Origin of the sequence: Halorientalis regularis (genome assembly GCF_023698535.1) — an archaeon.
Lineage (GTDB): Archaea > Halobacteriota > Halobacteria > Halobacteriales > Haloarculaceae > Halorientalis > Halorientalis regularis.
In genome coordinates, this window is the sequence record NZ_JALJCL010000009.1 from 132,926 (window position 1) to 148,470 (window position 15,545).

The 15,545-nt window shown below is 67.0% G+C and carries 17 protein-coding genes; 12 read left to right on the top strand and 5 right to left on the bottom strand.

Annotated elements, in window-relative coordinates:
- The first annotated feature begins 147 nt into the window (after positions 1-147).
- The 4 genes from MU521_RS13165 to MU521_RS13180 all read left to right on the top strand — a co-directional run bounded on the left by MU521_RS13165 (position 148) and on the right by MU521_RS13180 (position 4,430).
- A complete protein-coding gene (locus MU521_RS13165; RefSeq protein ID WP_175452831.1) occupies positions 148-306 on the top strand; it encodes a DUF7331 family protein in 159 nt (52 codons plus the stop codon).
- A 67-nt stretch (positions 307-373) separates the two neighbouring features.
- Complete coding sequence (locus MU521_RS13170) at positions 374-1,381, top strand: TIGR04024 family LLM class F420-dependent oxidoreductase (protein ID WP_092691141.1); 1,008 nt, start codon at positions 374-376, stop codon at positions 1,379-1,381.
- Between the two features lie 121 nt (positions 1,382-1,502).
- Positions 1,503-3,188 carry an aldehyde ferredoxin oxidoreductase C-terminal domain-containing protein gene (locus tag MU521_RS13175; protein ID WP_092691138.1) on the top strand — a complete coding sequence of 562 codons (1,686 nt, stop codon included), beginning with the start codon at positions 1,503-1,505 and terminating at the stop codon, positions 3,186-3,188.
- 201 nt (positions 3,189-3,389) lie between these two features.
- Positions 3,390-4,430: a DUF4352 domain-containing protein gene (locus MU521_RS13180; protein WP_092691135.1), complete on the top strand. Its 1,041-nt coding sequence runs from the start codon at positions 3,390-3,392 to the stop codon at positions 4,428-4,430.
- Here the strand turns inward: MU521_RS13180 and MU521_RS13185 are convergent, their stop codons facing one another.
- Positions 4,431-4,892, bottom strand: coding sequence for a PaaI family thioesterase (locus MU521_RS13185; protein WP_092691132.1), 462 nt, complete (start codon positions 4,890-4,892; stop codon positions 4,431-4,433). It abuts the gene before it with no gap.
- 207 nt (positions 4,893-5,099) lie between these two features.
- Here MU521_RS13185 and MU521_RS13190 point away from each other — a divergent pair, with 207 nt between their 5' ends.
- On the top strand, positions 5,100-5,759 hold the full coding sequence (locus MU521_RS13190) for a helix-turn-helix domain-containing protein (protein WP_175452830.1): 660 nt from the start codon (positions 5,100-5,102) through the stop codon (positions 5,757-5,759).
- 12 nt (positions 5,760-5,771) lie between these two features.
- On the opposite strand, the gene MU521_RS13195 is transcribed toward MU521_RS13190, so the two are convergent.
- Both MU521_RS13195 and MU521_RS13200 read right to left on the bottom strand, forming a co-directional pair.
- Entirely contained in the window at positions 5,772-5,930 is a 159-nt protein-coding gene (locus tag MU521_RS13195; protein ID WP_175452829.1) for a hypothetical protein, read from the bottom strand.
- Between the two features lie 330 nt (positions 5,931-6,260).
- Positions 6,261-7,547 (bottom strand): eIF2B alpha/beta/delta subunit family protein, encoded by a 1,287-nt coding sequence (locus tag MU521_RS13200; protein ID WP_092691126.1) that lies wholly within the window; start codon positions 7,545-7,547, stop codon positions 6,261-6,263.
- 78 nt (positions 7,548-7,625) lie between these two features.
- Between MU521_RS13200 and MU521_RS13205 the strand changes: the two genes are divergently transcribed.
- The 4 genes from MU521_RS13205 to MU521_RS13220 all read left to right on the top strand — a co-directional run bounded on the left by MU521_RS13205 (position 7,626) and on the right by MU521_RS13220 (position 12,295).
- Complete coding sequence (locus MU521_RS13205; RefSeq protein WP_092691124.1) at positions 7,626-8,123, top strand: metallophosphoesterase family protein; 498 nt, start codon at positions 7,626-7,628, stop codon at positions 8,121-8,123.
- A gap of 346 nt (positions 8,124-8,469) precedes the next feature.
- Positions 8,470-9,138 carry a hypothetical protein gene (locus MU521_RS13210; protein ID WP_092691121.1) on the top strand — a complete coding sequence of 223 codons (669 nt, stop codon included), beginning with the start codon at positions 8,470-8,472 and terminating at the stop codon, positions 9,136-9,138.
- A 206-nt stretch (positions 9,139-9,344) separates the two neighbouring features.
- Entirely contained in the window at positions 9,345-10,661 is a 1,317-nt protein-coding gene (locus MU521_RS13215) for a DUF445 domain-containing protein (RefSeq protein ID WP_092691118.1), read from the top strand.
- Positions 10,658-12,295 carry a DUF4393 domain-containing protein gene (locus tag MU521_RS13220; RefSeq protein ID WP_217630130.1) on the top strand — a complete coding sequence of 546 codons (1,638 nt, stop codon included), beginning with the start codon at positions 10,658-10,660 and terminating at the stop codon, positions 12,293-12,295. The genes MU521_RS13215 and MU521_RS13220 overlap by 4 nt, the downstream gene beginning before the upstream one ends.
- Before the next feature lie 254 nt (positions 12,296-12,549).
- Here MU521_RS13220 and MU521_RS13225 read toward each other — a convergent pair whose 3' ends face one another.
- A complete protein-coding gene (locus MU521_RS13225) occupies positions 12,550-12,876 on the bottom strand; it encodes a hypothetical protein (protein WP_139171086.1) in 327 nt (108 codons plus the stop codon).
- Between the two features lie 327 nt (positions 12,877-13,203).
- On the opposite strand from MU521_RS13225, the gene MU521_RS13230 reads away from it, so the two are divergent.
- Positions 13,204-13,956 (top strand): coenzyme F420-0:L-glutamate ligase, encoded by a 753-nt coding sequence (locus tag MU521_RS13230; protein WP_092691113.1) that lies wholly within the window; start codon positions 13,204-13,206, stop codon positions 13,954-13,956.
- The gene (locus tag MU521_RS13235) at positions 13,953-14,921 is read left to right on the top strand and encodes a 5,10-methylenetetrahydromethanopterin reductase (protein ID WP_092691110.1); all 969 of its coding nucleotides are present in this window, start codon (positions 13,953-13,955) and stop codon (positions 14,919-14,921) included. Before MU521_RS13230 ends, MU521_RS13235 begins: the two co-directional genes overlap by 4 nt.
- Here MU521_RS13235 and MU521_RS13240 read toward each other — a convergent pair.
- Positions 14,890-15,105 (bottom strand): DUF8024 family protein, encoded by a 216-nt coding sequence (locus tag MU521_RS13240; RefSeq protein ID WP_092691107.1) that lies wholly within the window; start codon positions 15,103-15,105, stop codon positions 14,890-14,892. The genes MU521_RS13235 and MU521_RS13240 overlap by 32 nt on opposite strands.
- Positions 15,106-15,184: 79 nt before the next feature.
- Between MU521_RS13240 and MU521_RS13245 the strand changes: the two genes are divergently transcribed.
- Positions 15,185-15,430, top strand: a complete 246-nt coding sequence (locus tag MU521_RS13245; protein ID WP_092691105.1) for a DUF7573 domain-containing protein — start codon at positions 15,185-15,187, stop codon at positions 15,428-15,430.
- Positions 15,431-15,545 lie beyond the last annotated feature (115 nt).

The following is a 15,545-nucleotide window of genomic DNA, read 5'->3' on the forward strand; positions in this document are numbered from 1 at the left end:
TTCGAGCGCCAGCGACGTTTTACGACGTTTCACGACGTTTCGAACCGTTCAGTCGACAGTACAGCGACGAACACGCGTTAAATGGCCTGTAACGAACGATACGGTCTCGGGTTTATACGTGGCTGGGGTGCAAAGAGTGAAGCGAAGATGACCCAGCCCGAAACGGACCCCGCAGACGACTGTGACGAACCGCAGCGCAGATACGGGCAGTTCACAGCCGGCGACGCCCTCGTCGTCTACGACCGCGAGGACACCGCCCGGTGGCTCCAGTCCGAACTCGTCGTCTCGCTGGCCGACATGCGGTGAACGGCCCGGCACACGACGCGAGGCGTGGCCTCCAACGCTTAAGCCTATCCCCCTGTTCTGTCGGCCCATGACAGCCCCGACCTGTGACCTCGTGTTGATGAGCCGCGATCACGACAGCGTCGACTCGCTGGCCGACCAGGCCCAGCGCGCCGAGGAGTACGGTTTCAGCCACGTCACGATGGGCGAGACCACCGGCTACAACATCGTCTCGGTCCTCACCGTGCTGGCGGAACGCACCGACGAGATCGGGATCACCGACGACGTGATCTCGCCGTACTCCCGGGCACCCACGGTGCTGGGCCAGACTGCACTCACGATGCACGACGTGAGCGACGGTCGCTTCCGCCTCAGTTTGGGAACGAGTTCGCCTGCCATCGCCGAGCGCTGGCACGGCCAGGCGTTCGACCGTCCGCTGCGCCGCCTCCGGGAGACCATCGACGTGATCCGGCAGGTCTGTGCCGGCGACGACGTGGACTACGACGGCGAGTTCTACGAGCTGAGCGGGATGAGCTACGAAGGGAAAGTGCCGGAAGACCCGCCGGCCATCGACGTGGCGGCGCTGGGCCCCAAGGCCGTCGAACTCGCTGGCCGCTTCGCCGACGGCTGGGTCCCCCAACTGTTCACCCTCGACGGCCTCGACGAGCGTATGGACGACCTCCGGCGCGGGGCCGACCTCGGCGACCGCGATGCCGACGACCTCCGGGTCAGCCCCATCGTCCGCTGCTGTGCGACCGAGGACGGCGACACCGCCCGCACGATGGCCCGCCAGATGATCGCGTTCCTGATCGGTGCGTACGGTCCGTTCTACGGCGACTCCATCGCCGAACAGGGCTACGCCGAGGAGGTCGAAGAGATCCGCGCCGCGTGGGAAGACCGGGACACGGCGGCGATGGCGGCGGCCCTGCCCGACGAGTTGCTCGACGCCGTGGCCGCGGTCGGCACGCCAGAGGAGGTCCGGGAGAAAGTCGAAGCCTTCGCCGCCGTCGACGGCGTGGATTCGGTCCGTGTGGGTTTCGTCTCCGGGATGAGCCAGGACCACAAGGAGACGACGATGGCCGCCGTGACCGACGACTGAGGGTCTGGACCGACCAGTGGAAGCCCGAACGGGAGAATCGATTTCCACTCGGAAAGCCTGTTAAAAACATCCGTGTCCAGTGGCTATTGATTTATTAGGCTGCCAGCCATTGCCACATTCAATGATACACGGGCAGGGCCCACTGCTGACAGTAGACGTGGGAACTCAGGAGACGGAGGCGGAGAACATCGACGACGTGCTGGAGTCGTTCATCGGCGGTCGCGGCGTGGGCACGAAACTCGCCCACGAGCGGATTCCGTTCGACGCGGACCCGTTCGGCCCCGAGAACTCGCTGTTCTTCGCGACCGGGCCGCTCCAGACCTCGACGATGAGTTTCACGGGGCGGATGAACTGCACCGGCCTGTCGCCGCTGACCGACGGCCTGCTGTCGAGTAACGCCGGCGGGTTCATGTCCCGGCCGTTCGCGGACACTGGCTACGGCGCGGTGGAAATCACCGGCGCGAGCGACGAGTTAGTGGGCGTCCACATCTCCGACGAGGGCGTCACCTTCGAGTCGGTCGGTGACCTCGAAGGGGCGACGATCCCCGAGACCATCGACTATCTCGACGAGGAGCACGACCTCGGGAACGAACACGCGGCCATCGCCGGCCCGGCCGGCGAGAACCTCGTCCGCTTCGCCGCGATCATCACCTCCGAGTCCCGCGCGTTCGGCCGCGGCGGCCTCGGCGCGGTACTTGGCTCGAAGAACGTGAAGTTCCTCACCTTCGACGGCGACTCCCGGCCGGAGATCGAACTCGACGAGGAGGTGACCCAGGCGATCCACCAGGAGGCAGCGACCTCCGACAGCCCGATGAAAGACGCCGGCACGGTGTCGGTCTCCTCCTTCGCCAACGCCGTCGAGGCCGTCCCGACGAAGTACTTCGAGGAACTGTCCTACGACAAACTCGAAGACATCGGGTCCTCGGCGGTCATCGACCACAAGTACAAGAAGGGGACCTGCTCGTCGTGTGCGTTCGCGTGCAAGCTCCCCACGAAAGACGAATCGGACGGGTTCACGACCGAAGGCCCCGAGTGGGAGACGGTGATGGCGTTCGGGTCGAACGCCCTCGTGGACAACTTCCGGACGATCATGGAGGCCAACGAACTCTGTGACACCCTCGGGCTCGACACCATCTCCTGTGGGGACACGGTCTCTGCGTACCTCGCCGCGAACGACGAGTTCGGCAACGAGGAACTCATGCTCGAACTGGTCGAGAAGATCGCTCGCCGCGAGGAGGAGGGCGACATGCTCGCGGAGGGGATCGACCGCATCCACGACGAGCTCGGCGTCGAGAACTGGACGATGAAGGGCATGGAGTTCGCCGCCCACGACGGCCGCACCCTCAACGGCCAGGGCCTCTCCTACGCCACCTCGAACCGCGGGGCCGACCACATGTACTCGGTCGCCTACGACTACGAGTACCCGCTGGTCTCGCCCGCCGAGGCGATGGAGAAGGAAGGCGTCGCGGGCAAATCGGAGAAAATCATCGAACTGGAGAACCTGAAAGCCATCAGGGACAGCGGCGTTCTCTGTCAGTTCTCCTCGTCGTACACCGAGGAGGAACGCTACGAGAAGGTGTTCCAGGCCGACTACGAGCAGTTGATGGACGTAGGGAGTCGGATCGTCGAGATGGAGCGCCACTTCCACAACCAGCGCGGGAAGGACCGCAGCGACGACGAGGCGCTGCCCTACGATCTGGACGGGCTCTCGGACGAACTGGACAGCTACTACGAACAGCGCGGCTGGAACGACGACGGGACGGTCCCCGACGAGAACGTCGAGGGTGCAGAAGCCGCTGGGGACTAGGCGGCGCGACTGCAGGGAGCGCCGCCGAACTGGCGAACGGCGACGAATGGAGCCGTGAGCCTGACGAACGACTGCAGGGAGCGCCGCCGAACTGGCGAACGGCGACGAATGGAGCCGTGAGCCTGACGAACGACTGCAGGGAGCGCCGCCGCGGTCCCAGGTCAGGAAGCTTATGCCGGGGGTCGGCGTAGCGCCGACGCCATGACCGACAACCGTCGTTCGCGACGCGCCCTCCTTCGCTCCGGTGCGGCCGCGGGGACGCTCTTGCTCGCGGGCTGTTCCGGGAACGAGTCGACAGGCACGCCCACGCCGTCTGGGCTCTTCGGTCGGACCGACCCGGGAACGACGACCGGCGACGGGAGACAGACCGACGACGGGCCGACTGGCGACACCGACCGGCCGTCGGTCGTCGTCGGACAGCGAGTCCTCCGCGAATCGATCGGGTTCCTCGTCGAGGGGACCACGCGCTACGGAAAACTCCCCGGACCGGGGCAGGCTCCGGACGGTCGGGAGTACCTCGTCGTCGTGCTGTCGGTCAAGAACCGCGGCGACGAGGTCATCGAGATGGGGGACCTGAACGCGTTTCGGTTGATCGACGGCGACGGAACGACGCGCGAGCGGGTCGATCTGGTGACACAGACGGGGAGTCAGTTCACCGAGGGACTGCTCGTGCCCGGGGAGACGATTCGGGGATTCGTCGCCTTCGAGGTGGCGAGCGACAGCACGGGCTGGACGTTCGTCGTCGATATCGAGTCCCTGGAGACGGACCTCGAACGGCTGTCGGTCGACCTCGACGCCGACCCCCAACAGCCCGACGGGCTGTTCCGACAGTCGCTGCGCGTCCCGGTCAACGACGTGGGCGACAGCGTCACCGCGGCCGATCTCACCGTGACGGTTTCCGAGGTCCGAACAGCCGACAGCGTCGGCCGATCCCGAGCCGGCGAGGGCCAGGAGTTCCTGTTGCCTACGGTCCGGGTCGACAACGGGAAAGACCGGACGGCCTACCTCGGGCTGACCGGGCAGACGCTGCTGACCGGCCCGCGGGGGACGCCACGGGCGCTGGATCTGGGGGCCCAACAGCAACTCGAGGGCTCGTTCCCGCTGAATCCGAACGTGCCGTCCGGCGAACACGTCGAGGGGGAGATCCCGTACCTCGTCGACGCCGGGGACAGCCCGCTGTATTTCGCCTTCGATTTCACGACGAGCGGGGCCGAGCAGAAGTCGATCTGGCAGCTCCGCTGATCAGTCGTCGCCGGCGTCCTGGGGGACGTCTTCCGGCGCGCCGTCACCGCTACGGACCCAGGGTGTGCCTTCGCTGTCGCCGCCCGTTTTGTACACGCCACGGGCCGAGGCGACGTGGTGATCGTCGGCGTCCCAGACCTCGATGTCGGTGACGGCGACGCTCCCGCCCATCCGCATGACCTCCGCTTCGGCGTGGAGGTCGTCAGTCGCGGGCGCGAGGTAGTCCATGCGCATGTCGACGGTGGGGGTCACGTCGTGGGCCAGCGAGATGACGGCCGCGCCGCCGACGGTGTCGGCCAGCGAGTAGGTGACGCCGCCGTGGGCCACGTCGCCGCCGGGGACGGAGGCCAGTTCCTCGCGCATCTCGACGTGTCCTTCGGCGTAGCCGTCCTCGGCCTCGGTCAACTCGATGCCGACGAGGTTCGTAAACGGCATGTACGAGAAGATTTCTGTTACGTCCATACGCCTCCATACAACCACCGCAAAATAAGGGTTCAGAAGCAAAACGACGGGAGTAGATACGCGGTCGGATCCAGATCGCCGCGTCCCGTTAGGGGGGCAGTGTCGAGAGATGATCACGCAACACCAGACACACGACGCTCGACCGCTCGCCGACCACGCAGTACCCGCCTTGGAGTCACCGGAACGGACGAGGTGGCAGGGCCCATGATGCGCTACTTCACGTTCACGCTCGTCCCGTTGGCCGACCGGTACTTCCACCCGTCGCTGGTCGCTGCGCGGGAGCACCCCGACATCACGCTCGAACAGATGAAGTACATCAACCTGTTCGAGGACGAGACCGGCGTCGTCCTGCTGGGGGGCCGTGGCGACCCGGAAGCCGCCGCGGAGGTTCTAGACTCCGTCGAGGACGTCGTCGACTGGGAGTTGATCCCCGGCAACGACGAGGACGGCTACTACGCCTACATTCATTTCGTCGGCCGCGAACCCGCGGTCGGCCTGCTGAAACTGCTCGACGAGTACCGACTCGTTCTGGAACTCCCACTGCGGTTCACCAGTGAAGGGTACCTCCGCGTGACCGTCATCGGGAGCGACGACAACATCCAGCAGGCCCTCCGGAACGTCCCCGAGACCATCGACGCCCAGGCCACCCAGATGGGCGAGTACAACCCCGACGACGAGCGCGCCATCGCCGGCCTCACCGAGCGTCAGCGTGAGGTCCTGGAAGCGGCCGTCGAGATGGGCTACTACGAGGTCCCGCGGCAGGCCACCTACGAGGAGATCGCCGAGGCCTGTGACTGCACCGTCGGGACCGTCGGCGAACATCTCAACCGCATCGAGTCACAGATCATCCACTCCGCGATGGACTGACCTCGAACCTGATCAGCCGACGAGGCCGGCCCAGTCGCAGTCGGTGCAGGCGAGCAGGCCCTGCCCGTCGACGACGGTCGCGTCGCAGTTCGGGCAGGACGTGACGTGTGTCGAGACTGTCTCGTGGTCGCTCCCGAATCGCTCGTCCGGTGTCGGTTTGTGCTGTAGCATGAGTCACTCCGGTCGGCGGCTCGCGCTCGCGGGTGCCTCAGTCGCCGGCCGTGACACGCACCCGGTCGCGTCCCTCCCCTCACGCGAGCCGCCTGGCCGTGCGGTTAATTACGGCCACATCGTATATAGAGATAGTCCCTTTTACGTGTGAAACCGCCGGACGGGGTTCGGTCGGCCGTATGACCTTATACACATACCAATGCGAGCGCGACCCAGGGCCGTCGCTGGGCGCGTGGGAACGGGCGGCTCGGAGAAGACGCTCGTCACACGGGGCTCGGTGGGGGTAACCCTTCGTCACTGCCGCCCGAGCGTGGCTACCCGACCCCGCGGCTAAGCCTTTGCGTTCCAGTCGGCGAGGTCGCGGTGCTCGTCCGCGAGCGCGCTCACCCCGTCGGCGTCGAGCAGTCCGTCCTCCGTGACGAGGCCAGCGACGAGATCGGGCGGTGTCACGTCGAACAGCGGGGCCGCGACCGCGAGGTCGGCGTCCCCGTCGTAGACCGTCGCCGGATCGGCGGGTTCGAGATGCGGGTCGGAGTCGGGACTGATCTTGTCCCGGGCCGCGACGACGTAGAGGGGCACGTCCTCGCGTGCGGTGGCGAGCGCGAGCGCGCGGGTGCCGACCTTGTTCACCACGCGCCCGTCGGCGAGGACGGTGTCGGCCCCGACCAGCGCGGCGTCGTAGTCCCCGTCGGCCAGAAGCCAGGGGAGCGCCGCGTCCGGGGCCAGCGTCACGTCGTCGCCGATTTCGGCCCGCCGCTCGGCGACACCGACTCCCTCCCCGCCGGGCCGGGATTCCGCGACCAGCAGGCGTTCGGGGTCGGCCGACGACAGGGCGCACTCGACCGTTCCCGACCGCGAGAGCGTGACGATGGCGTCCTCGGCCACCCGCTCGGCGGCGCGATCCGCGGCGGCGGCGTCGGCGTCGAGGGCCGTTTCGATTCCCTCGTGGGCAGCATCTTCGACTGCCGTCGGAGTCCGGTCGTCGGCCTCGTGCATCACGCGGTTGACGCGGTTGCGGACGACGGTCATCGAGGGTCGGGCGGCGAGCAAGTCGCGGGCGCGGTCGGCGAGGGTGGTCCAGTCTCCGGCGTCGCGCTCGGCCGCGAGGGCGGCGGCGTCCCGGAGGACTTCGAGCGCGCGCACGGAGAGATACGCGGCACCGTGGTCGCGGTCGTCGGCGACGGTTTCGACGGTCGGTCGCACCCGGTCGTAGGAGGTCCACAGCTTCGGGACCGTCGGGCGACGCAGGATCTCGGTGGGCGGGACCCACTCGCACTCGGTCGTCTCGTCGTCGAGGGTCACGTCCCGGGACGTACAGTCGTAGAGGTACGGGTGGACCAGCCAGCGGCGGTTCAGGTCCGCGTCCTCGACGGGAAAGGGGTCGCCGCGGCGGACGAAGGTCACGGCGTCCGTCAGGCCCGTCTCCTCGTCGATCTCGCGGCGCGCGGCCGCGTCCGGCGTCGAGTCGGGATCGGTCGCCGCCGTGGACTCGCGGGCGACGTGGCCGGCGACGCCACCCCACTGGCCGGTATAAGAGCCGACGGCGTCGCTCCGACGCATGAGCAACACGTCTCCCCGGTTGCGCAGGAAACAGGTGACGACTGGCGTCTCGTCCATGGTGTCAGTGGAGTCGGCACGACTCAAAAATCCGCGCCCGACGCGACGGTTTTTGTCGGTGTCGCCGCAAGTCTGCCCATGGAAGTCGCCATCGTCAGCGACACACACGTTCCCTCCCGAATCGACCGCATCCCCGACTGGGTCCGCGACCGGCTGCGGGCGGCGGACCACGTCGTCCACGCCGGGGACTTCGACTCCGCGGACGCACTCGCGACCGTCGAGGACATCGCCAGCGACCTGACCGCCGTCTCGGGGAACACGGACGTGGGGCTTGGCCTGCCCGCGGTCGAGACCGTGACGCTGGGCGGCGTCGAGTTCGTCGTCACGCACGGAACCGGCAGTCCGGTCGGATACGAGGATCGAGTCGCCGAGACGGTCCGGGACCACGCCGGCGACGGCCCGACGGTCGGCGTCGGCGGCCACACGCACAGAGTCCTCGACACGGTGACCGACGGCGTCAGACTCCTCAACCCCGGAAGTGCGACCGGCGCACCGCCGGCGACACAGGTCACCTTGCTGACCGCGGCCGTCGAACAGGGCAGTCTCACCATCAGAGTTCACGAACGCGAGCGGTGAGGTTTCTTGCCTTCGTGGGAACGAGCATCCGCAAATAGCGTATGCGGGCCTCTGACAGGGTATTTAATGGAACCCACATTTATGGCACCAACTAAATATGGGAAAGAAACGTAGCTATCCGTGTACAGGGAATGTTGGACGCAGTCGGTGGAACGGAGTGGTGTTCGTCTCGCCCGGGGCGACCGTCAGCGTCGACGTGGACCGACCGACGCCGGGGCGACTGGCGACGGGTCGTCACCCCGGGCCCCTGTGGGGGTAGAGACGGTGGATGGACCACGCGAGGAGACTGTCGGCGACACCAGTCCGACATTCCGGTCGCAACCAGCGACATGATGGAGGTAACACAATGAGCGAAGACGACAACTCACCGATCAGCACGATCTTCGAGGTGCAGCGTCGGACAATCGAGACCGGACAGGACGTCATCGAGCAGACGCTCAAGGTCCCGAAAGCGGCCAACGAGTCGCTCCACGGCACCGTCGGCGACCAGAAGAAGGCACAGCAGGACACCGTCAAGTTCGTCCAGGACACCATCGACCAGCTGCTCGACACCGTCGAGTCGGCCACGCCCGAACAGGGCGAGCAGACGGTCGAGGACATCCGCGAGGCCGTCGACGAGGGCTTCGAGGAACTGCTCGACCAGCACGAGCAGGCACTCGACAGCATCGACGAGAGCTACGAGGACACGCTCGACCTCTACGAGGAACAGCTCGACCAGACCCTCGAGATAATCGACAAGCAGTTCGAGGTCCTGATCGACGCCAACGAGACCGTCGAGCAGCAGACCATCGACGCCCTCGACGAACTCATCGACCAGTTCGAGGAACTCCAGGACGAGGTCAGCGAGCAGGCCGAGGACCTCGGCGGCCGCTTCGAGGAGCAGGCCGAGGAGTTCGAGGAAGCCCTTGGCGACCAGATCGACCGCTACCGTGAGCAGGTCGACGACCTCCAGGAGCAGTTCGAGGAACTGCCCGACGAGGTCAGCGCCGAGGACGACGACACCGCCGAAGCCTGATCGGCGACCACGCGGCACCGCGCCGCATCGTTTCCGAACTCGAAGGGGGAGTGCGGACCAGGGGTTTCACGTACGTCCACAGAGATGACGCTGGCACGAGACGGATGTGGGGGAGTCACAGACGACGGGGGAGTCGGGCGTGTATCGTGCGGTGGGGGCATCGGCGGGACGGCCGGCCGACCCGAGAGAGCGACAGGTGACTCGCGATGATCCCGTCGCTCGACTGGGTGCTGGCGGCGCTCCCGCCGCTCCAGTGGAATCTAATACTGATCCCGCCGATTACCGGGATCATCGGGTACATCACCAACTGGGTCGGGATCCGGTTGCTCTTTCACCCGCTTGAGTTCCGCGGGTTCAGGATGCCGGGGCTGAAGCAACTGGCCCCGATGCTCCCGAGGAAGATTCAGCAGATCCCCGGCGTGATGGAGGGAAAGATCGGGTGGCAGGGAATCATCCCGTCACGGTCGGCGAAGATGGGCAGCGTCGCCTACGACGCCTCGATTGCGAAGCTCGCGAGTCAACAGGAGTTCTACGAACGGCTCGACCCCGACCGGATCGCCCAGCACATGGTCGAGCGGTCCCGGGACGACTTCCACGCGTACGTCGACGACCTGCTGGACCGGGAACAGCCGGTCGTCTGGAACTCCGTTCCGGACGGGGCACGGCAGTTCGTCCACGCACGGATCGAACGACAACTCCCGGAGGTCGCCGACCGGATCATGCAGTCGACGGCCCGGAACATCGACGAGGTACTGAGCCTCAAGCTGATGGTCATCGACTACCTCGACAACCACCCCGAGTTGCTCAACCGGATGTTCCTGGAGGTCGGCGAGGAGGAACTGAAGTTCCTCGTCAACTCCGGCTTTTACTTCGGGACGCTGCTGGGCGTGTTCTCGATCCCGCTGTTCCTGTTTTTCGACAAGGCCTGGTGGGTCCTGCCGGTCTCGGGCGTCCTCGTGGGGTATTTCACCAACTACATCGCGATCAAGGCGATCTTCAACCCGCAGGAGCCCGTCGATATCGGCCCGTTCACGCTCCAGGGTCTGTTCATCCAGCGGCAGGAGGAGGTGGCCGAGCGGTACGGCGAGATCGTCGCCGAGGAGATCATCACCGTCGAGAACGTCGCCCAGAACCTGCTGTACGGAAAACGCTCCGACCGGACGCGTCGAATGATCGAGGAGGCGATCCGCCCCTCGCTGGACGAGGCACTGGGGATGGCCGCGCCGGTCATCCGTGTCGCGACGGGTGATCGGCGGTACGAGGAGATCCGCGACGCGCTGGCGACCGAGGGCGTCGAGTACGCGCTGGAGCCGTTACAGGACACCGACTTCAACCGCGAGCGGTCGGTCCCCGTCAAGGAACTGATCGCGAACCGGATGCAGGAGCTACCCCCCCAAGACTTTACAATGACGCTACGTTCTGCTTTCAAAGAAGACGAGTGGCTGCTCATCGGTATCGGGGCAGCCCTCGGGTTCGTCGCGGGGTGGGTCCAGCTACTGGTGGTGACCACAGTACCAATATGAGCGAGTTCAACGACAGCGAACGGACATCGGGGGACGCCGCGCCGGGCGGGGGCGACAGCAGCGACTGGGTGTCGGAGATCGCACGCGAAACGGAGGGGACTGCCGACACCGCCGACGCGCTCGATCCCTCGTCGGTCGTGCGCCTGTTCGACATCCTCGACGTGGCCACGACCGAGCGCGACCTCGGCCAGGATCAGGTCGAGCAACTGCTGGACGTGCTGGAGGCGTCCATCGTCACGCCGACGCCGATGGACACCGACGAGACCGAACGCCTCATTTCGGTGCTGGAGTCGACGGTCGTCGATCCGGTCGATCCCGACGCCACCGAGGAGGCCCTGTCGGTGCTGAACACGGCCATCGTCGACCCGACGGGTGCCTCGGCGACACGGACCGACGGGGTCCTCTCGGTGATCGAGTCCGCGATGACCGATCCGACCGTCGCCGAGGAGGGCATCGAGGAGGCCTTCACCATGTTCGACGCCGCGCTCGCGACGCTGACCGATCCCTCGGGGGACTCCGAGGAGGTGTTCTCGACGCTGGACTCGACGGTCACGAGCCTGCTGGACCCGTCGGTCGACACCGACGAACTGGTCGGCTCGCTCGACGACGCCGTCGCCGATATGGCGGACCCGGCGACCGACTCGGGGGACGCGCTCTCGTCGGTCGACAGGGTGATGTCACACCTGCTGAACCCCGGCGAGACCGAGGAGGACAAGTTCTCGCCGCCGGATCTCGAGGAGAGCGATCACCCGTCGCTGTCGACGACGCCGGGTGACCTCGACGATTCCTTCCGGGTCGCCCGGATCGGGGCGGCCGCCCTCCAGCGGTCGACGGGCTATTCCGTCCGGTCGGGCGTCCGGACCGGCCCGCGGCTGGTGCGGGCCGCGGCCACCTCCGAATCGATGGTCGACATGGTCGAGGAGGTGCGGTCGATCACGCTCGACGAACTGGATCGGCTGGGCGTCGACACGCCCGCGGAGAACGACGAGACGGAGGTGGACCGCCCGACGTCCTCGCTCCCGGCCGACAAGGACCGACTGCAACGGCGTGGCGCGCGGCTGATGGAGGCGTCCGCCGACGTGGACTACGTCGAGGAAGTCCATCCGGCGTACGCGTCGATCCTCGATCAGGTGGCCCCCGACGAGGTGCGCATCCTCCGTCTGCTGGCCACCGAGGGTCGCCAGCCATCGATGGACGTGCGCGACGTGGGCTGGGTGCCGATCAGCTCCGAACTCGTGGCGGCCGGGCTGACGATGATCGGCAACGAGGCGGGGTGTCAGCACCTCGACCGGGTCCACGCCTACCTGAACAACCTCAAGCGGCTGGGGCTGATCTGGTTCTCCGACGAACCGGTCGAGGACCTGAACGAGTACCAGGTTCTGCAGGCCCAGCCCGACGTGCAGGACGCCATCGAGGAGGCCAGACGCGCCAAGCTGATTCGCCGGAGTATCCACCTGACGCCGTTCGGCGTCGACTTCTGCCGGGAAGTGCTCCCCATCGAGGTCGTCGTCGAGACGGCCGCCGGCGTCTACGAGACACCGGAAGCACCCGAGTCGCGGGACGCGCCCGCCCGACCGGAGATGCCCGAAGACGTGACCGACCGGCCCCTCGACGAGTCGGCCGACGAACCCTGAGCGACGGTCCGTGGGACTGCTTCTCGAAGTATGCGCGGCGCTACGGAGCGGTCGGTCCGAGAGTGAGAGATGGGAACGCGTGTGGGGGGAGCGTTCCGTCGGGGGAGCGTCGGTCGTTTCGACGTGCGTTCCGTGGGGAACGCGTGTGGGGGGAGCGTTCCGTCGGGGGAGCGTCGGTCGTTTCGACGTGCGTTCCGTGGGGAACGCGTGTGGTGTTGGGAGCGTTCCACGGGAGTGTTGGGGGAGGGGAGTGGTCAGGTGGCCGACGACGACCCGAGGACTCGCGTCCCGGCCGCGCTGGTCATGTAGCCGACGATGAGCACGTCGACCGGCGCCATGAACAGCGCGTAGAACAACAGGAAATTGCTCATGGGGGCTAACAGCAGGAATGGCAGGTAGACGAATCGCGCGAAGAACAACACCAGAGCCACCATCGAGAGTGCGAGTGACTCCTCGACGGCGTATGCCAACAGGAGCAGGTTCATCGGTGCCATCCAGATGAGCGGGAGGAGTACCGACCGCGCCTGCGTGGCCAGGAACGAGACCTCGGCAGCGATCAGCACCACTGTCGGTACGAACACCGTCAGGTCCACCCTCGGCAGCCATCGCCGCGTCCGGGTCGTGGTCGTCACATCGGTCATCCCGGTCGGTCCTTCCGCGCTGTGGCACTTCAACTATTCGTCTATATCTGATATATCGGTCCACGTATCTAGCCGGTATTTTAAACCAGTGTTTAAAAATAGCCGAATATCGACCGGTGTTTGATTCCTGGTAATTATTCCGGAAGCGTCCGGCAGTTTAAGTACGGGCGGCGAGTCGGGGGTGCGGTCAGCGAAGAACGCGTCCGCGATGGTGGCCGGCCTTGCCAGTGGCGCGTCCCTTTTTGTCGGCCACCCCACAGTGGGGGTATGGAGGTGTTCGCGGTCCCGGGGCTGCCGGAGGTTCGGCCGGGCGACGACCTGGCCGCGTTGATCGAGCGCCAGGGCCGGCTCCGGCCCGACGACGTGGTGGTGGTCGCCAGTACCGTCGTCTCGAAAGCCGAGGGGCGGACGGCCGACCTCTCGGATTTCGATCCGGGCGCACGCGCCCGGGAGATCGCCGAGCGCCTGGCGGACCTGACCGACGAGGAGAAAGACCCCCGATTCGCACAGGCGGTCATCGAGGAGAGCGAATCGCTCCTGCTGTCGGCACCGTTCCTGCTCACGAAGACCCGGTTCGGGCACGTGACGGTCAACGCGGGCATCGACCGCTCGAACGTGCCCGACGCCGATCTCCTCCTGTTACCCGAGGACCCCGGTGCGAGCGCGCAGGCGCTCGCCGAGGCGCTGGACCGGCCGGTGGTCGTCTCGGATACGTCGGGCAGACCCTTCCGGCACGGCCAGCGCGGGGTCGCGGTCGGCTGGGCCGGGATACCCGCCAGCCGCGACTGGCGGGGCGAACCCGACCGCGACGGCCGCGAACTCGGCGTGACGGTCCAGTCGGTGGTCGACGAACTCGCGGCGGCGAGCAACCTGGTGGCCGGCGAGGGCGGCGGCGGCACGCCAGTGACCGTCGTCCGCGACTGGCAGTTCGGCGACCACGACGGCAGCGACGAACTGTTCCGGGACCGGGCGGACGACCTGGTCCGACAGGCACTGGAAGCGTGGGATTACGACTCATGAATGCTATCGAACTCACCCCCGAACATCCGATCGAGGAGGTTACCGAACTGGCAGTCACCGCCGAGCGGGCGGGCTTCGACACCGTGCTCGCGTCGTGTCACTACTTCAACCGCGATCCCTACGTCGCTCTCGACCGGATCGCGGACGCCACCGAGGAGGTGGCGCTGGGGCCGGCGGCGGCCAACCCCTACGACACACACCCCGTCGCGCTGGCCTCCCGGGTCGCGACGATCCAGGAAGTCAGCGACGGCCGGGCCGTCTTCGGCGTCGGCCCCGGCGACCGCTCGACACTCTCCGCGCTGGGCGTCGAGCGCGACAGCCCGCTCCGGCGCGTGTTAGAGACGTTCAAAGTCGCCCAGGACCTCTGGGCCGGCGAGTCCGTCGACGCGGACGGCACGTTCCAGGCGGCCGACGCCGACCTCGAATACGCGGTCGAGGGCGAGATTCCCGTCTACGTCGGCGCGCAGGGCCCCCACATGATCCGGATGAGCGCGAAACACGCAGACGGCGTCCTCTACAACGGGTCACACCCCCGCGATATGGCGTGGGCGGCCGAGCAGGTGGAAAAGGGGCTGGCGGATCGCCCGGACGAACGGGGCGACTTCGACTTCGCGGCCTACGCGAGTGTCAGCGTCGCCGACGAGGAAGCAGCCGCCCGGGAGGCCGCCCGGCCGCCGGTCGCGTTCATCGCCGGCGGGGCGGCCCCGCCCGTGCTGGATCGCCACGACCTCGACCAGGAGCGCGCCGAGGAAATCGGTGCGGCTATCGAAGCGGGATCGTTCAGCGAGGCCTTCGGACTCGTGACCGAGGCGATGATCGACGCGTTCTGTATCGCGGGGACACAGACACAGGTCGAAAACGAGGTCGAGGCGGTGATGGAGTACGCGGATAGTTTCGTCGTCGGTGCGCCGCTGGGCCCGGACCTGGAGCGAGCTATCGAGCTTGCGGGGGCTGTCCTCCGCTGAGGTCCGGGACCACCGCGGAGACGAGGACGCCGAGCAAGAGATAGCCCGTCAGGCCGACCGTCCCGGCGATCAGAAGGCCGCCCATGGTGATCAGGGCGGCGCTGAGCGGGTCTGAGAGTGCAATTTCGGTGATGCTCTGGACGAGTTTCGGGATGCTGGTGACGATATCGACGAGTCCTGCCATACCCGATGTATTCGGGGGCTCGTACTTGTGTGTCGTGGTTTGGCGAAGGTCTAAGAGCGCCGGGCCCTGAGACGGCCGCATGGACGACGCCTCGCTCGACGAGTTCGCGAACGCGAGCGACGATGACGCCGACGACGACGGAGCGGACGCCGATGCTCCCGAGCCGGCCGAAGAGCCCGCGACCGGTTCGGAGGCGGTCGCCCCGGCCACGTCGACGTACGCCTGGACCGGGGACGGCACGGTGTGTGGGGCCTGCGGCGAGTCGGTCGCGCGCCGCTGGCGGGACGGTGACGACCTGGTCTGTGCCGACTGCAAGGAGTGGTAACTCATCAGCCGAGTGATACAGCAATATTAGGTGGGACCGGTCCATACCACGCATGTGAACGGTACCGACGGCCGCGGTCTGGCCGGGTGCAGTGTTCGAGCCCGCGGTTCGTTCG

Excerpts from the sequence above, each read along its gene's own strand:
- MU521_RS13165 (WP_175452831.1), top strand. The coding sequence starts at position 148 with ATGACCCAGCCCGAAACGGACCCCGCAGACGACTGTGACGAACCGCAG.
- MU521_RS13170 (WP_092691141.1), top strand. The coding sequence starts at position 374 with ATGACAGCCCCGACCTGTGACCTCGTGTTGATGAGCCGCGATCACGAC.
- MU521_RS13175 (WP_092691138.1), top strand. The coding sequence starts at position 1,503 with ATGATACACGGGCAGGGCCCACTGCTGACAGTAGACGTGGGAACTCAG.
- MU521_RS13180 (WP_092691135.1), top strand. The coding sequence starts at position 3,390 with ATGACCGACAACCGTCGTTCGCGACGCGCCCTCCTTCGCTCCGGTGCG.
- MU521_RS13185 (WP_092691132.1), bottom strand. The coding sequence starts at position 4,892 with ATGGACGTAACAGAAATCTTCTCGTACATGCCGTTTACGAACCTCGTC.
- MU521_RS13190 (WP_175452830.1), top strand. The coding sequence starts at position 5,100 with ATGCGCTACTTCACGTTCACGCTCGTCCCGTTGGCCGACCGGTACTTC.
- MU521_RS13195 (WP_175452829.1), bottom strand. The coding sequence starts at position 5,930 with ATGCTACAGCACAAACCGACACCGGACGAGCGATTCGGGAGCGACCAC.
- MU521_RS13200 (WP_092691126.1), bottom strand. The coding sequence starts at position 7,547 with ATGGACGAGACGCCAGTCGTCACCTGTTTCCTGCGCAACCGGGGAGAC.
- MU521_RS13205 (WP_092691124.1), top strand. The coding sequence starts at position 7,626 with ATGGAAGTCGCCATCGTCAGCGACACACACGTTCCCTCCCGAATCGAC.
- MU521_RS13210 (WP_092691121.1), top strand. The coding sequence starts at position 8,470 with ATGAGCGAAGACGACAACTCACCGATCAGCACGATCTTCGAGGTGCAG.
- MU521_RS13215 (WP_092691118.1), top strand. The coding sequence starts at position 9,345 with ATGATCCCGTCGCTCGACTGGGTGCTGGCGGCGCTCCCGCCGCTCCAG.
- MU521_RS13220 (WP_217630130.1), top strand. The coding sequence starts at position 10,658 with ATGAGCGAGTTCAACGACAGCGAACGGACATCGGGGGACGCCGCGCCG.
- MU521_RS13230 (WP_092691113.1), top strand. The coding sequence starts at position 13,204 with ATGGAGGTGTTCGCGGTCCCGGGGCTGCCGGAGGTTCGGCCGGGCGAC.
- MU521_RS13235 (WP_092691110.1), top strand. The coding sequence starts at position 13,953 with ATGAATGCTATCGAACTCACCCCCGAACATCCGATCGAGGAGGTTACC.
- MU521_RS13240 (WP_092691107.1), bottom strand. The coding sequence starts at position 15,105 with ATGGCAGGACTCGTCGATATCGTCACCAGCATCCCGAAACTCGTCCAG.
- MU521_RS13245 (WP_092691105.1), top strand. The coding sequence starts at position 15,185 with ATGGACGACGCCTCGCTCGACGAGTTCGCGAACGCGAGCGACGATGAC.